At 33.9% G+C, this 17029-nt stretch carries 14 protein-coding genes and 1 tRNA gene; 8 read left to right on the top strand and 7 right to left on the bottom strand.

From position 1 onward, the window contains the following. Positions 1-69 precede the first annotated feature (69 nt). Positions 70-1092, top strand: coding sequence for a UDP-N-acetylglucosamine--N-acetylmuramyl-(pentapeptide) pyrophosphoryl-undecaprenol N-acetylglucosamine transferase (locus tag ABWU28_RS00570; RefSeq protein WP_214303141.1), 1023 nt, complete (start codon positions 70-72; stop codon positions 1090-1092). Here the strand turns inward: ABWU28_RS00570 and gshB are convergent. After that, positions 1077-2003 (bottom strand): glutathione synthase, encoded by a 927-nt coding sequence (gshB, locus tag ABWU28_RS00565; protein WP_052264879.1) that lies wholly within the window; start codon positions 2001-2003, stop codon positions 1077-1079. The genes ABWU28_RS00570 and gshB overlap by 16 nt on opposite strands. 63 nt (positions 2004-2066) lie before the next feature. On the opposite strand from gshB, the gene bcp reads away from it, so the two are divergent. Further along, positions 2067-2534, top strand: coding sequence for a thioredoxin-dependent thiol peroxidase (gene bcp, locus ABWU28_RS00560; RefSeq protein WP_052264884.1), 468 nt, complete (start codon positions 2067-2069; stop codon positions 2532-2534). Between the two features lie 8 nt (positions 2535-2542). Next, the gene (gene recF, locus ABWU28_RS00555) at positions 2543-3622 is read left to right on the top strand and encodes a DNA replication/repair protein RecF (RefSeq protein WP_007302298.1); all 1080 of its coding nucleotides are present in this window, start codon (positions 2543-2545) and stop codon (positions 3620-3622) included. Between the two features lie 15 nt (positions 3623-3637). On the opposite strand, the gene ABWU28_RS00550 is transcribed toward recF, so the two are convergent. From ABWU28_RS00550 to ABWU28_RS00540, 3 genes are all read right to left on the bottom strand, one after another. After that, positions 3638-4798: an aspartate kinase gene (locus ABWU28_RS00550; RefSeq protein ID WP_353275317.1), complete on the bottom strand. Its 1161-nt coding sequence runs from the start codon at positions 4796-4798 to the stop codon at positions 3638-3640. Positions 4799-4887: 89 nt separating this feature from the next. Further along, positions 4888-6606 (bottom strand): monovalent cation:proton antiporter-2 (CPA2) family protein, encoded by a 1719-nt coding sequence (locus tag ABWU28_RS00545; protein WP_007302300.1) that lies wholly within the window; start codon positions 6604-6606, stop codon positions 4888-4890. Positions 6607-6611: 5 nt separating this feature from the next. Next, positions 6612-7184: a thioredoxin family protein gene (locus ABWU28_RS00540; RefSeq protein WP_052264880.1), complete on the bottom strand. Its 573-nt coding sequence runs from the start codon at positions 7182-7184 to the stop codon at positions 6612-6614. 106 nt (positions 7185-7290) lie between these two features. Here ABWU28_RS00540 and tmk point away from each other — a divergent pair, with 106 nt between their 5' ends. After that, on the top strand, positions 7291-7908 hold the full coding sequence (tmk, locus tag ABWU28_RS00535) for a dTMP kinase (protein WP_007302302.1): 618 nt from the start codon (positions 7291-7293) through the stop codon (positions 7906-7908). A gap of 131 nt (positions 7909-8039) precedes the next feature. Here the strand turns inward: tmk and ABWU28_RS00530 are convergent. After that, a tRNA-Met gene (locus ABWU28_RS00530) sits at positions 8040-8116 on the bottom strand. A 96-nt stretch (positions 8117-8212) separates the two neighbouring features. On the opposite strand from ABWU28_RS00530, the gene ABWU28_RS00525 reads away from it, so the two are divergent. Genes ABWU28_RS00525 through ABWU28_RS00510 form a run of 4 tightly spaced genes read left to right on the top strand, consistent with a single transcriptional unit; the run spans position 8213 to position 13039 of the window. Further along, the gene (locus ABWU28_RS00525; RefSeq protein WP_026097260.1) at positions 8213-10237 is read left to right on the top strand and encodes a ComEC/Rec2 family competence protein; all 2025 of its coding nucleotides are present in this window, start codon (positions 8213-8215) and stop codon (positions 10235-10237) included. Between the two features lie 41 nt (positions 10238-10278). After that, positions 10279-11322 (top strand): hypothetical protein, encoded by a 1044-nt coding sequence (locus ABWU28_RS00520; RefSeq protein ID WP_353275315.1) that lies wholly within the window; start codon positions 10279-10281, stop codon positions 11320-11322. Next, positions 11252-12085 carry a hypothetical protein gene (locus ABWU28_RS00515; RefSeq protein ID WP_353275313.1) on the top strand — a complete coding sequence of 278 codons (834 nt, stop codon included), beginning with the start codon at positions 11252-11254 and terminating at the stop codon, positions 12083-12085. Before ABWU28_RS00520 ends, ABWU28_RS00515 begins: the two co-directional genes overlap by 71 nt. A gap of 21 nt (positions 12086-12106) precedes the next feature. Continuing rightward, positions 12107-13039 (top strand): RluA family pseudouridine synthase, encoded by a 933-nt coding sequence (locus tag ABWU28_RS00510; RefSeq protein ID WP_353275311.1) that lies wholly within the window; start codon positions 12107-12109, stop codon positions 13037-13039. Positions 13040-13045: 6 nt separating this feature from the next. Here the strand turns inward: ABWU28_RS00510 and ABWU28_RS00505 are convergent, their stop codons facing one another. Further along, the gene (locus tag ABWU28_RS00505) at positions 13046-13393 is read right to left on the bottom strand and encodes a diacylglycerol kinase (RefSeq protein ID WP_353275309.1); all 348 of its coding nucleotides are present in this window, start codon (positions 13391-13393) and stop codon (positions 13046-13048) included. A gap of 271 nt (positions 13394-13664) precedes the next feature. Continuing rightward, a complete protein-coding gene (gene carB / locus ABWU28_RS00500; RefSeq protein WP_264684878.1) occupies positions 13665-16940 on the bottom strand; it encodes a carbamoyl-phosphate synthase large subunit in 3276 nt (1091 codons plus the stop codon). Positions 16941-17029 lie beyond the last annotated feature (89 nt).

Genomic DNA, 17029 nt, shown 5'->3' with positions numbered 1-17029 from the left:
CTTGATAAAATTTTACATGCAAAGTATTAAAAAATAATTAACAATCTATTATCAAATTACTACTTACAGATGACTATTATTCTAGCAACAGGCGGTACAGGTGGGCATGTTTTTCCAGCTATAACCTTAGCAAAAGCACTAAAGGTACAAGGGCACAATTGTATATTATTCACTGATCAAAAAACCATCAATATAGAAAGTTATATTTTACCATTGTGCAAGCCAAGTGGCAACAAATTGAAGTTTCTCTTTTTGTTAATGTATAGTTGTGTATTAGCACTGTATCAAACAAGAAAATTAAAACCAAAGCTAATCATTGGTTTTGGTAGCTACGCCTCTTTTCCAACTCTTTTTGCAGCAAAGATTTTTTCTATACCTATAATTTTACATGAACAAAATATAGTTTTAGGGAGAGTAAATAGATTCTTTTTCAAGAGTGCAAAATTAATTGCAACTAGCTTTCCAGAGACTAAGTATGCAGAAGGTAGTAAATGCGTTTTTACAGGAAATTTTGTCGATATAGAAGCACAAGGCTATTCTAGAGCTGAAACAGTTTTAAACGTGTTAATAATAGCAGGCAGTCAGGGTGCAAATTTTTTTGATGATGTAGTGAGCAGCGTAATTTGTGATCTACCTGTTGAAGTAAAAGAGAGGATTAGAGTAACGCAGCAATGTACGAAGAAAAATATAAACAAGGTCAAGAGTCTATACAAAAGTGAAGGAATTGATTGTGAGTTAAGTGAGTTTTTCGATGATATGGAAAATAAGCTGGCCAATGCTCATTTGGTAATTAGCAGAGCGGGGGCAACTTCAATAGCAGAGATTACTCTTGCTGAGCGTCCTGCTGTATATATTCCTTATCCTCACTCAAAAGATAACCATCAATTTTATAATGCAAAACATATTGAAGATTCGGGAGCAGCTGTAATAGTTGAGCAAAATAGTAACGCGAAAAAGAATCTAGGAGAGTTGCTAGTTGATTTATTGCAAAATTGTCAAAAATTGCGTGATATGGCTAATAATACTAAGAAAACAAGAATAAGGAATGGAGTTACTGAATTTATTAAGGCAATAGCTCAAGAACTTAGTTGACGAATTGCTTTTTCTTCAAATGCATCCCATAGTTCTTTTTCTAGTGATTTACTATACAACTTATTGATATAAACTACTCCCGTAGGCGAAGTTGTGTTAATTTCAAGAAGGAAGTCATCTATAATATCAATACCAACAAATATTAGCCCTCTTTTCTTTAGCTCAGGACCGATTTTATTACATATTTCAGTGTCTCTATCATTCATTTCAATAGATTCAAAACTTGCTCCAAGCCTCATATTTGTTCTGATTTCTCCGCTAGACTTTGGAACTCGCTTCATTACTCCTATTGGCTTTCCATCCAGTAGCAGTATTCTTTTATCTGTATTTATCTTTTTACAAAATGCTTGTGCAATTACAGGACATTCATATTTTGCAATCATGAGATCGACTACCACTTGAATGCTATTTTGGTCTTGTATTCTTATTACGTCATTTCCTCCATAGCTATATAGTGGTTTCAAGATGATATCTTGATAGTCGTGACAAAAATTTCTAATCATCGATATATTTTCAGTGATCAAAGTTGGAGGAATTAGCTCTAGAAATAGTGAAGTAATTAATTTTTCAGGACAGTTTCTTATTTCTGTTGGATTATTTATTACTAACGCAGTAGTCTTTTCTAAGATATAGGTTGTTGTAATGTACCGCATATCAAATGGTGGATTCTGTCTGATAAATATGATATCCATTTCATTTAGGTTGATTACTACATCCTCTTTTGAAATGAAGCTACAATCATCAACGCTGACTTTCTGAGCAAGGGCAATTGGCTGATTTAACTTGAGTGCTAAATTATTAGGTACATAAACAAAAATTTCGTACCTTCTTCTTTGCGCTTCTTTTATTAATGAAAATGTAGTATCAGCTTCAAAATTTATACTTTCATCCATCTGAAAAGCTACTTTCATTTATCCTCCCTTCCTATTACAATATAATATAGTACCATAAAAGTGTTAATAATGGAGCAAAGTATGGAATTAACAATAAGAAATAATGCACCTGATTTTAGCTTGCCAACAGATTCTGGTGAGATTTTATCACTGAGTGAATTTTTTGATAAAAAAAATGTAGTTCTTTATTTTTATCCTAAAGACGATACTCCGGGCTGCACAATGGAGGCAAAAGGCTTTAGAGACAATATAGAAAATTTCTCTTCTTTTGACACAGTGATAATTGGTGTATCAAAAGATAGCGTTAAGTGCCACGCTAACTTCAAAGCAAAATATTCTCTGCCATTTTCTTTAGTTTCTGATGAAAATGCTGAAATGTTGGAAAAGTATGGTGTTTGGGTAGAGAAAAGTATGTTTGGCAAAAAGTATATGGGAATAGAGCGCACTACTTTTTTAATAGATAAAAAAGGTAAAGTAGTGAAGATCTGGAAAAACGTAAAAGTTAGTGGACATGTTGATGAGGTTCTAGAAGAAGTAAGGAGAATATAAATTAAAGAATGACTACCCATTGCTATATAAAAAAACTGAAATTATATAACTTTCGTAGTCATTCAAACTTTGAACTGGATTTAGATGATAGACCAGTTGTAGTAACTGGCAAAAATGGTATTGGAAAAACTAATATACTTGAAGCAATCTCATTGCTTGCTAAAAGCAACGGAATGAAAAAAGCAAAAATCAATGAGATGCAAAATAGGCGCAGTAATGAAAGTTGGGTAGTGTATTATGATTTTTTCAATGGAGCAGAGCTTAACTCAATTGGTATAGGAAAGAATCTTAATAAGAAATTAATACAAATTGATGGGAAAACGCAGTCAAGCTACTCATCTTTGTATAGAATATCTAATGTAATATGGCTAATTCCACAAATGGACTATATTCTTCTTAATTCTCCAAGTGACAGGTTAAAATTTTTAGACCGTATAGTTTCACTATTTGAAGAAAATTACACCTATTGCTACATGAAATATAGAAAAGCTAAGCATGAGCGAAGTAAATTGCTTAGAGAGAATATTTTGGACGAAAGTTGGCTCTCTAGTCTTGAAAACGTCATGGCTACCAATGCAATTGATATTTTACGTATGCGATCATCTGTTTTAAAGATATTACAAGACACAATTGATAACCATTCTTGTGAGTTTTTTCCAAAGGCAAGTTTGAAATTTAGCAGTCAGCTAACTTTGAACGATACTGCAGAATATTTTCAGAATCGTCTAAAGGAAAACAGAGAAAAAGACTCATTAACTGGTAGAGTAACCTTTTCTGTACATAATGATAATTTTTGGGTTTTTTGCCAAAAAGGGGACATGCCAATAAATCTTTGTTCTACTGGAGAGCAAAAGCTATTACTGCTTTCTATCATCTTATCTAGTGTAAAAGCAAGGTGTATTCATTACAATAAAGCACCTCTTCTTCTGCTTGACGATATAATGTCGCATCTGGATAAAGATTACAGAAAGGTGTTAATGGAGGAGGTGTTAAGCATTCAATGTCAAACTTGGATAACCGATGTAAATCAAGATAATTTCAATAACTATCTTTGCTCTTTCAAGTTTTTTGAATTATCAAGTAAATAAATTTCAAGCGTGCTGTCATACATCAAGCTCATATTCGGTATGTAAATCTCTAATTAAAGCCTCAGCGTGTTTTTTTTGAACAACTATACTGATCTTGATTTCGGACATTGTGACAGCAAGTATTTCTATCTTTTTTTCGCTTAAAACCTTGAGTGTGCGATACATCACTTCAGTGTTAGACATAACACCAATACCAATTATTGAAATTTTAGCTATATTATTGTTTACGACATAATTTTCATTTTTGTTCAATAACTTTGTCATTAAATCAACATCAAATTTAGAAATCAAAAAGCTTGACCCATGTATCATGTCAACTTTAACGTTTGCTCCTGCTATATCTCTTAAAGTATCCAGAGTATTTGCAAAGTTAGTAAAAGTTACAAAAGCTTCGTGAGTGCTATAAGTTATTCCAGTAATTAAGTATCTTTCCAGTACATCTTTTTCGTGTAGTACTGTAGTGCCTTCTACTTCCTCAAAAGTGGATAACACTTGCACCTTAATATTATGCTTCATTGCAAGTTGTACTGAACGATTATGCAATATTTTAGCACCAGATGACGACATCTCCAATATTTCATTGTAAGAGATAGATTTAAGCTTGCGTGCCCTTGGAACAATTTTTGGGTCTGCTGTATATATTCCGTCAATATCAGTAAAAATTTCACAAGTCCTAATACCAAAGACTACAGCAAAGGCAATTGCTGAGATATCAGATCCTCCTCTACCAAAAGTAGTGATTCTATCATCGTGTATACCCTGAAAACCAGCAATGATTGCAGCAGTATAACCCTCAGCAAAAGATCTTTTTACATGGTCAATTTTTATCTTTTTTATTTTAGACTCAGAATAAAAATTATCCGTTACAATTGGTAACTGCCAGGCGAGCCATGATTTAGCATTAACTCCAACAGACAGAAGAGTGATAGCTAATAACCCGCAAGAGATTTGTTCTCCTGCTGAAAGCAGGACATCATACTCTGATAACTCTTGTCTACAATTTAAATTTGAAATTTGCCTGGCTTGAAAAGCCATTTGGTCAGTGAATCCTGCAGCAGCAGATACAACAGCAATTACATTATAACCTTTTTCAATATCGTTTTTTATTAGATTTGCAACTCGATTTAAGTCAGTTAGCGAAGTACCACCAAATTTTTTTATTATTATTTTGTTCATAGTTACAATAAGGTCAATTTCACCTTTCTAGAGAGTATAGTTGCTTAATTAAATGTGTTTTTCTGATCACTAATTAAAGTGATAGAGGATTATTCATCTTTATCACTACCAAGGTCTTTTAACATACTGTAGTTGCCTTTTCTAAATTTACCTTTTAAAGATGTAACTCCGCTTTCGCTAATTCCACTTAAGCTTAATGCTGCTCCACCTAGCTGCAATCCAATCTCAGACGTCTCGGGAATAATTTTACTAGCCCCTAGATCTTTATAAACCTCCACATTATTCAAATCTGGTAAACGTATTATAATATTTACATGTGGGAAGTTTGTTGCAACTAGAGAAACTATTTTCTTTATAGTGACTTCGTTCTTTATTGAAACCACAAGAGCTTGAGCTCTTTCTATTCCTACTGATTTTAAAATTTCATATCTTGTAGCATCTCCAAGATATATAGGGAAACTGTCATTTTTTCCTTCTTTCACTATTTTTGATTGAATATCTACAACAACATAACTTAAATGCTCTGCAGTAAGCATTTTCGTTACCATATATCCCACTCTACCAAACCCGGCAACTATTACGTGGTTATAAAGATCTTGTGTGTCTGTTTCGATTGCTTCATCGTCTAGTATTATTTTTTCAGTGCTAAATGAATTTGCTATCCAGTCTCCAATTCCCGATAAAAGAGGAGTAAAAGCCATAGTTACTGTAGTTACCATCATAAGCACTTGAGCGATTTCACTTGATAGTACATCTAATTCATCTGCTAAACGGAATAAAATAAATGCAAATTCACCGCCTTGTGCAAGCAGTAATCCAGCTTGTATTGCAGGTGCACTTCTAAATCCAAAAAATCTACACAATGTATATATAATGGACGTCTTTAAAACGATAAGGATAATTGATAATAAAGTAACGAGTGGTAACTTATTGAGTAAAAGGTCAATATCAATAGACATGCCAACAGTCATAAAGAATAAACCAAGAAATAAGTCTTTAAATGGCAATACTGCATGTTCTACCGAATTCCTGTGTTCTGTTTCTGCAACTAGTAACCCAGCAACAAATGCGCCTAATGCCATTGATAAATGAAATTGTTCAGTAATAAATGCTGATCCTAATATTATCAGAAGTGTTGTTGATATAAAGATTTCATTACTCTCCATTTTGGCAATAACCGAAAACAATGGCCTCAGTAATAACCTACCAGTTACAAATATCAACACCAATGCAATAGCTGCTTGCACTAATGAGCCTGCCAACGAGCTTATTAAGCTGTGTTCAGAATTGCCAGTAAGCAGGGGCACTAGTACTATTAGAGGTACCACTGCAAAGTCCTGCATTAGTAGCACTGCTATTGACAATCTACCAACTTGGCTTGCTTGAGAACCCTTTTCTTGCAGAACCTGCAACACTATTGCTGTTGAGGATAGTGCAAGTCCACCACCAATAACTGCTGCCATGTTTGTATTTACTCCAAAGGCAAGAGCAATGCACCATATTGCTATCATGGTAACTATAACTTGAAGGGAACCAAACCCAAACACATGCCTACGCATAGCGATAAGGCGTTCAAATGTCAATTCAAGACCTATAATGAACAATAGGAAAACTACGCCAAACTCTGCAAAGTTATCCATTACTTCAACTGAATGTATCAGATTAAATCCATGAGAACCAATCAATGCACCTGCAACAAAGTAACCAAGCACTGGACTAATATTCATTTTCCAAAACGCTATGACTATAAACACAGCAGCGGAAAGTAAGATTATAATATCAAACAAATGCTGAGAGCCGCTGTGCATAATATTTAACCTGTAGAATTAGACCATTTTATTGAACAACCAATACTTGATTTTTGGTCAATTGGAGGATTGCTAGTTTTTGCAATAAATTTCATCGCTTGAAATAAATCACTACTTCCTATTTCATAATTTTGAACTTTCTCTTTTTTTGCATTGTTAAAACGTCCACGATAACGAAGTTTTAAATCAGCGTTAAACCCAAAGAAATCAGGGGTACAAACAGCACCATACTCTTTAGCTACTTCTTGGTTACTGTCAATTAAATATGGAAATGTAAACTTATTTTTCTCTGCAAAATTAATCATGTTTTCAAAGGAGTCTTCTGGGTACTTATTCACATCATTTGGCATGATTGCAACGGTGTTTACCTGATAATCTTTTTTCAACAAATTAACATCGCTTACTAGATTGCTAATAATTGATTGAACGTAAGGACAGTGATTGCATATAAACATTACAATAAGACCATTTTCCCCATAGCAGTCACTTAATGTATAATATTTGTTATCCACTCCCAAGAGATTGAAATTCTTTGCAGTAAAGTCTAAATCTATCTTAGGAGTGTCTAGCGTAACCATAGCTCATAGAGAATTGTATACCGTATATAATTTATGATCTTATTGCTTAAATGTCAAATGGTTTCTATGTACACTATTTGCATTTAGCATTGTAATTATAAAATTTATGTTCATAACCTTCGAAGGAATAGATGGTTCTGGTAAAACAACACAGTCTGAGTTACTTGCAAATTATTTCAAGCAAATTCACGGTGAAAATAATGTCGTATTGACTAGAGAACCAGGTGGTACTGATTTTGCAGAAAAAATAAGAGGATCACTACTTAAGGATAATATTGATCCCATCTCTGAACTTTTATTATTTACCTCAATGAGATATGAACATATGAAAGAATTAATACTACCAGCTCTTAAAGAGGGAAAGACAGTTATTTGTGATCGATTTATCGATTCAACTATTGCGTATCAAGGGTATGGACTAGGTGTTGACTTGAGTCTAATAAGAGACTTACACAAATTAGTGGAAATTAAATATCCAGATATCACATTTATTTTAGATATTGATGTTCAAGTTGGACTCAGCAGAGCAAAGGATAAAAATAAGTATGAAGAAATGAGCATTGATTTCTATCATAAAATTCGAAAAGGATTTCAAGAAATAGCTATAAAAGAATCTAATAGATGTAATGTTATTACTGGAATTGCAGATAAAGACAACAATAAAGTGTATAGTGAAATTATTGATGTAATAAGAAAAAAGAAAAAAGGCATGCAGCCGCTATAATTTTGTCAATAAATACCCTGAGTTTTTTACTGAATGTTACGATTGAGCCTACAGGTCAAAAACAAGCTTTGAGTTAGAAATAACATTGCTATTATAATAAAAGAAATCGCAATATTTGTACAATTGAAAGATGGTTGCGGGAGTAGGATTTGAACCTACGACCTTCAGGTTATGAGCCTGACGAGCTACCGAGCTGCTCCATCCCGCGTCGTTGCTTATTTATTATTATATGCGTAATAATAATAAATAAAAGAATAAAATCACACTATTACATATATTTATATATCTATTAACCTTTCTTAACATGATAGTAAATTATATACATAACAATCTGTGCAATGAAAAATATAACTTGATATTGTGGTTCCCTATTTTTCAGTGTGCAGGAATTTTAACCTATTTCTCATTAAATTTTGAACCAAGCTGTGCTTTCACTATATCTATTTTTCTCTTGCTTTCACCTATACTAATTCTGATTGCAATATTATACAGGAAATACGCAATATTATGCATTTCTTTAATTGCAGTGCTCATAGGATTTACAGCCAGCAAATTCAGAACAGATTCAGTTAATACTCATATTCTTGATAAGGAAAGGTATGTGAAAGATATTGTTGCTACAGTGAAGGATATTAACGATAGGGGCTCATATAAACAATTTTTGCTTTATGAAATAAAAAACACGAAGTTCAAGCTGGATAACATCAGAATATCAGTTAAAACAAAAGCGGAAGAAGGCATTAAAATAGGGGATCAAGTAAAATTATCAGCAAAACTCTTTCCTCCAAAAATTGCGCCTTCGGAATATGCATATGATTTTGCAAGAATAGCATATTATCAGAAAATAAGTGCAACAGGCTTTGCAACAAGCAAAATAGTCCTGTACAAAAAGGCTGAAGCAAGAAAATTTCAAGAGTATATAGAATCTTTCCGTCAATATATCTATGAAAACCTACAGCAAAATACCAAAAAGCCACACGCGGACATAATCTCTGCATTATTAATTGGCAAAAAAGACGGGATAGATCAAAAAACTATGAATGCGATACGAGATTCAGGTATAGCACATTTATTCGCTATATCTGGTTTACATTTATCGTTTGTTGCTGGTCTATTTTTTATAGTATTCCGTAATTTATTTGCAATATCTGAAACTTTGACTCTTAAATATAACACTAAAAAAATATCTGCATTCTTTACTATCTTGCCAACTACCTTTTATTTGTTGATTACCGGTATGCAAATTTCTGCTCAGCGTGCCTACATCATGGTGATCTTGGTACTTGTTGCAATAATCATAGAAAGGAAATATCGAGGATTAATAGCAATTGCGTTTGCTGCTTCGGTGATACTCATAGTGGAGCCAGAAGCAATCTTAAAGCCAGGTTTTCAAATGTCATTTTCTGCTGTTTTGGCACTAGTTGCCAGCTATCAGATCAATGCTAATAAGTTATTCAAAATAAAAATAATAAAATATTTTGTGTCGATAATGATCAGCTCAGTCATAGCAAGTTTAGCAACTGTTCCGTACACAATATACAATTTTAACTATTTTTCAATCAGTGGCATTATCACAAATTTGATTGCTATACCAATAGTTACACTCATTATTATTCCACTTGGAATAATTTATGTTTTATTGATTCCTTTAGGTATTGAATGGATTATAGCGCCATTTATAGAGCGCCCAATTGACAGTATCTTGTGTATAACAAATGCAATCGCTAGTCTTCAGTATTTGGTTATTCCCACTCGCACTTTTCCTGGCTCATCAATTATTATAATAACACTTGGGTTATTGTGGCTATGCTTGTGGGAAAGGAATTGGCGTTTTTTTGGAATTTTCTTTATTGTGCTGGGTATTTTCTCTAGCGCTATGTATAGAACCCCTGACATCCTGGTCAGTATTGATAATCTTGCTGTAAAAGAAGATGACAGTTTACTATATTCTCTTACTAGGAAAAATAGGAACTTTGTTGTCAAAACATGGGCTAAACAAAACGGGCAGAATCAAATTTTGAATCACACTAAATTCAGTAATTCAAACAAAAGGCTAAAATGTAATGATTATGACTGTACATATAATAAAGGAAATAATAAGTCAGTGTTGCTAGCTCATAAAAGAGAAGATATTTTAGAAAATTGTAACAATGTCGATCTAGTAATTCAGTTAAGCAAGTTTAACTATCCAGCTTGCAATACTAAAATCATCAAATACTCTGACTTAGAGGCATATGGCACACACTCTGTTTGGCTAGCAAATAGTGGCATAAAGGTTAGCAAAGTCCGTTCTAATCGTCCTTGGCATAAGCCAAAAAACTTGTTTTAAAAGTGTTATTAGTATATAATTAATTAGGTGCTAGGAAGTTTATGCCTTTAGATATAATAAATCCTTTAAGTGTTAAAGTAGATCATAATTTTGCCAAAATAGATGATGCTATTGGTTTTTTCCCTAGATTATGGCATGCAGCAAAGAAATATTCCGTAAGTAACACTCTACCTATAGCAGCTGTAAATACTTGGCTTCAATTTTCTTTGGCTTATGTAGCTGCAATAATAATAACTAGTAATAATTTAAGCTTTATTACAGATATTTTTAACCCAACATTCATGCCAATTTACACTTTGGTTTCTATTATTCTTTTAACAACTTTTGCAGCCTCTTCTGCTATGAGATATATGCATAAGCAGAAGATAAAAGAAGGAAAAAAGCCGATAGAGGAATTAATAAATGATAAAATTAGAGGTGGCAAAGACAACGAGATAAGTGAACTTGCTGAAAATGCTCTAAAAATAGAGATAAAACCAAATTTAAGTCTTATAGGTCGCAAAAAAGCAAACTTTTCAATAATTTTGCCAATTTCTGAAAATCAAAGAAAAACATTAGATGATCAAAGACAAGAGAATAAAAATAAGGCCATTTTTCTTACCATAACATATATAATTAGCACTGTAATTATAGTTGGCGCATTAATACAAAATAGATTTAGCTTTGCCAATGTTCAGGATTTGGAATGGGCCATAGTTGCACTGGCTAGTATCATTGCTATTGTTGGGATATGTATAACATTCAGCAAGCTAAAAAACAATGAGATAAACAATAATCATAATATTGTTAAAAAGTTTAACAATTTGGATATTCTCTTTCCATTCAGAAGAGGTGGGGTTGTATCGGTAATAGAAAAAAAGACAAAAGATGAGGAAGAAAATGATTCTATATCTCAATTGATAAAATTACTTGATAAGCACTTGACTGATTTTACAGATAAAATTGTTGCTTCATTTGATAAGCAGCTAGATGAAGTTAAAGATCTACTTGATAATAGCCTTCTAAAGCCTGCAAATGATGAAATTCAAGAAACACTTGTTCATCTACAAGGAATTAGAGGAGACATCAAAAAAAGATTTAGATAAGTTGCGTAAGGAAATGATGGTCATTTTAAGCGAAGCTAAAGGGTTGGCAAAAAGAACAAATTCACTAAACATTGAAAGCATTTTTTCTAGTTTAGAGAATACTATTAAAATCGCTGAAGATAAGGTTGAGCGATTTGAACCAAGCAGATTTGTTGGCTTTTTTCAATCTAGAGAAGAAATAATTAGCAACGACAACGATTTTTTTTGTATGTTGAAAAAGCAAGAAGAAGCGGAAAAGATAAAGAAGGAATTAGAAGAAGAACTAAAAAAAGTAAAAGATGAACTAGAGGAATTAAAGAATAAACAGACTCAATCAAATGAACCTAATAGCAGTGAAGGCAGTATTACTGCTACTCCTTTTGACAAACAACGGGATGAAGAGAAAAAAGCAAAAGAAAAAAATAGACTATTAAAATCAAAAAAAAGGATGAAAGAGCTGGAGCAAGAAAATGCAAAATTGGAAAAAGAATTATCTGAACAAGAAAAAATGGATGAATGGAGAAAAAAAGTTAACGGTAAAGCAAGTGACTTTCTATATTATTTATTAGAGTCTATTAAGCTAGAAGAAAAAGATAAAAAAGAAGAAAAGAGGGAGTTAACGCTACGGGATTTTGATAATAAAATAATAATTTACTGGAAAGATGGCTCTCAAATAATTTGCCATATTAAAAAACAAGACGGCCTTCAAATTCAACCTAGTACAAAAGTTGATTTTGTGAATCCAGATGTTCATGCAGCATTCAAAGTAGCTTGCGCAGGGTAGTGACCATAGATATAACCTTAAATGTTAATAGTGACGAAAAAAAAATTAAGGCTAGATACTTACATAGCTAAAAAGTGCAACATATCACGCAGTAAAGCGCAAAGATTGATACAAGATAAGCGGGTAACATTATTTGGCACGCCGATAATTAATAATGACCACATAGTAAAACCAGGTGAAGAGTATATAGTACATCTCGTTCAACCTGACATATCCACATCAATTGAACCTAACTATAATATAAAGCTTGATATCATCTACGAAGATGGGGACATTATAGTTCTGAGTAAACAAAGTAGATTAACAGTACACCCAGGTGCTGGAACAAACAATGATACACTCCTGAATGCGGTGATCGCTCACCTTGGCAAAATTCCATATACAAATACAAGACCAGGAATTGTTCACAGGCTTGATAAAGATACTAGTGGACTCATGGTAATTGCAAAAAATGAACAATCCCACAGCTTCTTGTCTGAACTGCTATCAAATCGTAAAATAAAAAGGGAATACTTAGCAGTAATTTGGGGAGCATTACCTAATCTGCAAGGAACAGTAAAAACCCATATTGCTCCAAAACGCAGTAATAAAGAAATGATGTGTGTCACAAAAACAGCAGGTAAATTAGCAATCACTCATTATTCAGTGAAGAAAATTATAGGGCAAGCAAGCCTGGTTAAATGTACTTTAGAGACAGGCAGAACACACCAAATTCGAGTACACATGAGCCACATAGGACATTCTGTAGTTGGTGATCAAGTTTACGGAAAAAATAGTAGTAAAAGTGAAAAACATGCTAAAAACTCTGACTTTATCCGTAATTTCAATAGACAGGCACTACATGCTCACACGCTAGGCTTATATCATCCAAAAAGTAAAGAATATATAGAATTTGTTTCTGATTTACCACAAGACATGCAAGTCTTAATCGGTGAATTTGAAAATATATCTTAACAACATTCATATCAATATTATCATCCATGTTATCAAGAGGTTAATTAATGAGAGAAAAACTGCTGCACTACCTAGATCTTTCACTTTTTTTGAAAGTATATGTTGTTCACTGGAAATACGCTCAATTGTTGTTTCAAAAGCAGTGTTAATAATTTCTACAATTAACACCAAAAATAGGCTACTTACCATTACTGCACGTTCTAAATTACTTACATCTAAAACAAACAAAGTTGAAACACATATTATAAAAAGCAGTAACTCCTGTCTAAACGCAACTTCTGATACAAAAGCTGATTTTATTCCTTCACAGGAGTATTGAATTGCTTTTATTAGACGAGTAATGCTTTTCTTCATTATCAATTTTGGAAACTCAATGAACTACACTTATTGCACTCAGGTAAAAAATGCATGAAAACACCTTTCAGTCGTGATCACTTACAAAGATTTTTAAGTTAAAGTCTAGCATATTGTTTGAATCAAGAAAATTAGTACAAAGCCTTTCAACAAACGCTCAAGGCAGTTATATATTGATACTGACACAAAAATCCTTTAATTAAATTTCTCTCGCCTTAGCTTACACGATCCTCATTTTGAAATAAGTAATAATTTATTATAGTCTTGATATTTAAACATTTTGTATCTGCTGTAATGATTTCACTTCCAATTTGCTATTCTTTACATATTGAATTGCAAGCGCTAACGCTTTACTCCCAGAAGCTGTGGTGCTATAAGCTATATTTTGCAAAATAGCAGTTCTCCTGATATCTTTGCTATCTGAAACTGATTTCACACCTTTTGAGGTATTGATTACTAGATTTATTTTTCCATCTTTGAGCATATCAACTATGTGGGGTCTGCCTTCTCTCACTTTATTTACAGCTTTTGCAGCAATGCCGTTATTGTTCAGATACGAAGCTGTGCCTTTGGTGGCATATATTTCAAAACTCAGTTCTTTCAACATTCGTGCAACAGTCAATATATACTCTTTATCATCATCTTTTACTGAAATCAGAGCTGTTCCTTCTGTTGGTAACTTGTATCCTGCAGCCATGTGCACTTTTGCAAGTGCAGCTTCGAAAGATGAGTCAATTCCCATCACTTCTCCTGTTGATTTCATTTCAGGACCAAGTAAAGTATCAACTCCTGCAAAGCGGGTAAATGGAAAAACAGCAGCTTTAACTGCAAAATGATTGAAAGGCTTGTTTTCCTGATTCAAAATTTTACCCAAAATAACCTGAGTGGCAAGCTTTGCAATAGGAATATTGATTACCTTGGAAATAAAAGGAACGGTTCGACTAGCTCGTAAATTTACTTCAAGTATGCATACATCACTCTCTTGAACAGCAAACTGAATGTTTATCAGACCTTTCGCTTCTAGTGCAAGAGCTATTCTTTCAGTTTGGAGCTCGATCTCTTTTATTACTTCGTCACTCAATGTGTTTGTCGGTATTGAGCATGTTGAATCGCCAGAGTGGATACCAGCTTCTTCAATATGCTCCATGACCGCTGCAATGAAAACTTTTTCCCCATCACACACAGCATCAACGTCAACCTCAACTGCATTGACTAAAAATTTATCAAGAAGAAGCGATCCGTGTTCAAAAATTTTGGTTTGATTCAAGACATACTCTTTAAAGCTCTGAGTATCATGTCTAATCGACATAGACTGACCGCCGAGGACATATGATGGCCTAACTACTAGTGGAAACCCCACCTTTTCTGCGTTGGTTAACGCTTCTTCTACTGAATGGCAGATAGAACTTTCAGGTTGTTTTAAATTAAGTTGCAAAGCAAGGTTTTTAAACCTCATGCGATCTTCTGCAAGGTCAATAGAATCAAACGAAGTTCCCAGAATTTTGAAACCTCTCTCGTTAAGCACTTTGGCTAACTTTAAAGGTGTTTGACCACCTATTTGAACTATTACACCAACCAGTGTGCCATTTTCTTGCTCTTTGCTTAGTATTTCAAGCACATCCTCTGCAATCAGTGGGGCGAAATATAAACGATCAGCGGTATCATAATCAGTTGAAACGGTTTCTGGATTACAGTTAATCATTATTGTTTCATACCCCATTTCTTTGGCGGCAGAAGCTGCATGTACGCATGCATAATCAAACTCAATACCTTGACCAATGCGATTTGGACCACTTCCTAAAATGACAACCTTTTCTCGGTCAGAAACATCTGCTTCGCACTCCATTCCCTCTGTCATCCGAGTAGCTGACACTGGGATCCATTCTTCCTTATCTCTAGTCACACGCTGGATTGTGTTACTCTCATAACAGCCATACATATAAGCAGTGCTCGATTCAAATTCAGCTGCACAGGTGTCTACACGCTTATAAACTGGATTAACATCAAATTTTTTCCTTATTGCTTCAATTTGTTCTACTTTCTTATTGCTTAATTTTGCCAATCTTGCATCTGAAAACCCCATTTTTTTCAGCTCTAACATTTCATATGCAGTTCCAGGAAGGCCGTTTTCCTTGATTTTTTGTTCAGCCAAGATGATTTGCTGTATATTTTGCAGAAACCATAAGTCATATCCTGTAATCGAATTTATTTCTTCTATGCTAATTCCGTGACGCATTGCGTCAGCAGCAATCAGTAATCTGTTTGGCAGCAATTTTGCTAATTGAGATTTAACATCTGTGTCTTCAGAAAACACTTCATCAAGTCCCGTGAGCCCTGTTTCAAGTGAGCGAAAAGCTTTCTGTAGTGACTCATTAAAAGTGCGGCCTATAGACATTACTTCTCCCACTGATTTCATGGAGGTTGATAGTTCACAATTCGTCCCCTTAAATTTCTCAAACTCAAATCGAGGAATTTTAGTGACGATATAATCAATCACTGGTTCGAATGCAGCAGGTATAACTGGAGCACAGTCGTTACATATTTCATCGAGCGAATAGCCAATAGCAAGTTTAGTTACAACTTTTGCAATAGGATAGCCTGTTGCTTTCGAAGCAAGTGCAGAGGAGCGAGAAACCCTTGGATTCATTTCAATTACAACGAGGCTTCCATCTTCTTTAGGATTCACTGCAAACTGAACATTTGCACCACCGGCGCTAACATCAATTTCTCTCAACACTGCTATAGATGCATTTCTCATTTGTTGATATTCAGCATCACGCAGAGTCAAAGCAGGAGCAACTGTGATACTATCTCCGGTGTGCACTCCCATTGGATCAATATTTTCTATTGAACACACTATTATACAGTTATCCTTGCAGTCACGGATAACTTCCATTTCATATTCCTTCCAGCCCATAATTGATTCATCTATCTGAACTTCATTTATTGGTGAAATTTTTAGAGCACTTTCTGCAATATTGAAAAACTCCTCTTTATTGTATGCTATGCCGCTACCTGCGCCACCAAGAGTGAATGATGAACGGATGATTGCTGGTAATCCAATGTAATCCAAAGCCTTTTTTATTTGTTCTTGATTTTTTATAATGATACTTTTGGGGTATTTTAGACCTATTTTATCCATGGATTGGCGAAATAATTCTCTATCTTCCGCTTTTTTTATTGCTTCTCTATTTACTCCTATTAATTCTACGTTGTATTTGTCTAACACTCCATCATCTGCAAGTTTTATTGCGCAATTGAGTGCTGTTTGCCCGCCCATTGTTGGCAATATTGCATCTGGCATCTCCTTAATTATAATTTTCTCTATGATTTCAGGTAGCACCGGCTCAATATAAGTTGCATCAGAGAATTCAGGATCTGTCATTATAGTTGCGGGGTTGGAGTTAACTAAAATGACTTTATAACCTTCACTTTTTAATACTTTACAGCTTTGCGTTCCAGAATAATCAAACTCGCATGCCTGACCTATAACTATTGGGCCTGCTCCTATTACTAATATAGATTCTATATCTGTGCGTTTTGGCATAATTACAATAATAGTCTCGACTCAAATAATGTTACCAATCTTTCCTGTGTATGTGAATTTTTATTAAACCTAACTACCTTTAGGCTTAA

Origin of the sequence: Wolbachia endosymbiont (group B) of Pilophorus perplexus (assembly GCF_964028155.1) — a bacterium.
In the GTDB taxonomy this organism is placed as follows: Bacteria; Pseudomonadota; Alphaproteobacteria; order Rickettsiales; family Anaplasmataceae; genus Wolbachia.
The sequence above is the reverse complement of the archived record's forward strand: the minus strand, read 5'-3'. Positions and strand labels throughout refer to the sequence as shown.

Excerpts from the sequence above, each read along its gene's own strand:
- ABWU28_RS00570 (WP_214303141.1), top strand. The coding sequence starts at position 70 with ATGACTATTATTCTAGCAACAGGCGGTACAGGTGGGCATGTTTTTCCA.
- gshB (WP_052264879.1), bottom strand. The coding sequence starts at position 2,003 with ATGAAAGTAGCTTTTCAGATGGATGAAAGTATAAATTTTGAAGCTGAT.
- bcp (WP_052264884.1), top strand. The coding sequence starts at position 2,067 with ATGGAATTAACAATAAGAAATAATGCACCTGATTTTAGCTTGCCAACA.
- recF (WP_007302298.1), top strand. The coding sequence starts at position 2,543 with ATGACTACCCATTGCTATATAAAAAAACTGAAATTATATAACTTTCGT.
- ABWU28_RS00550 (WP_353275317.1), bottom strand. The coding sequence starts at position 4,798 with ATGAACAAAATAATAATAAAAAAATTTGGTGGTACTTCGCTAACTGAC.
- ABWU28_RS00545 (WP_007302300.1), bottom strand. The coding sequence starts at position 6,606 with ATGCACAGCGGCTCTCAGCATTTGTTTGATATTATAATCTTACTTTCC.
- ABWU28_RS00540 (WP_052264880.1), bottom strand. The coding sequence starts at position 7,184 with ATGGTTACGCTAGACACTCCTAAGATAGATTTAGACTTTACTGCAAAG.
- tmk (WP_007302302.1), top strand. The coding sequence starts at position 7,291 with ATGTTCATAACCTTCGAAGGAATAGATGGTTCTGGTAAAACAACACAG.
- ABWU28_RS00525 (WP_026097260.1), top strand. The coding sequence starts at position 8,213 with ATGATAGTAAATTATATACATAACAATCTGTGCAATGAAAAATATAAC.
- ABWU28_RS00520 (WP_353275315.1), top strand. The coding sequence starts at position 10,279 with ATGCCTTTAGATATAATAAATCCTTTAAGTGTTAAAGTAGATCATAAT.
- ABWU28_RS00515 (WP_353275313.1), top strand. The coding sequence starts at position 11,252 with ATGATGAAATTCAAGAAACACTTGTTCATCTACAAGGAATTAGAGGAG.
- ABWU28_RS00510 (WP_353275311.1), top strand. The coding sequence starts at position 12,107 with ATGTTAATAGTGACGAAAAAAAAATTAAGGCTAGATACTTACATAGCT.
- ABWU28_RS00505 (WP_353275309.1), bottom strand. The coding sequence starts at position 13,393 with ATGAAGAAAAGCATTACTCGTCTAATAAAAGCAATTCAATACTCCTGT.
- carB (WP_264684878.1), bottom strand. The coding sequence starts at position 16,940 with ATGCCAAAACGCACAGATATAGAATCTATATTAGTAATAGGAGCAGGC.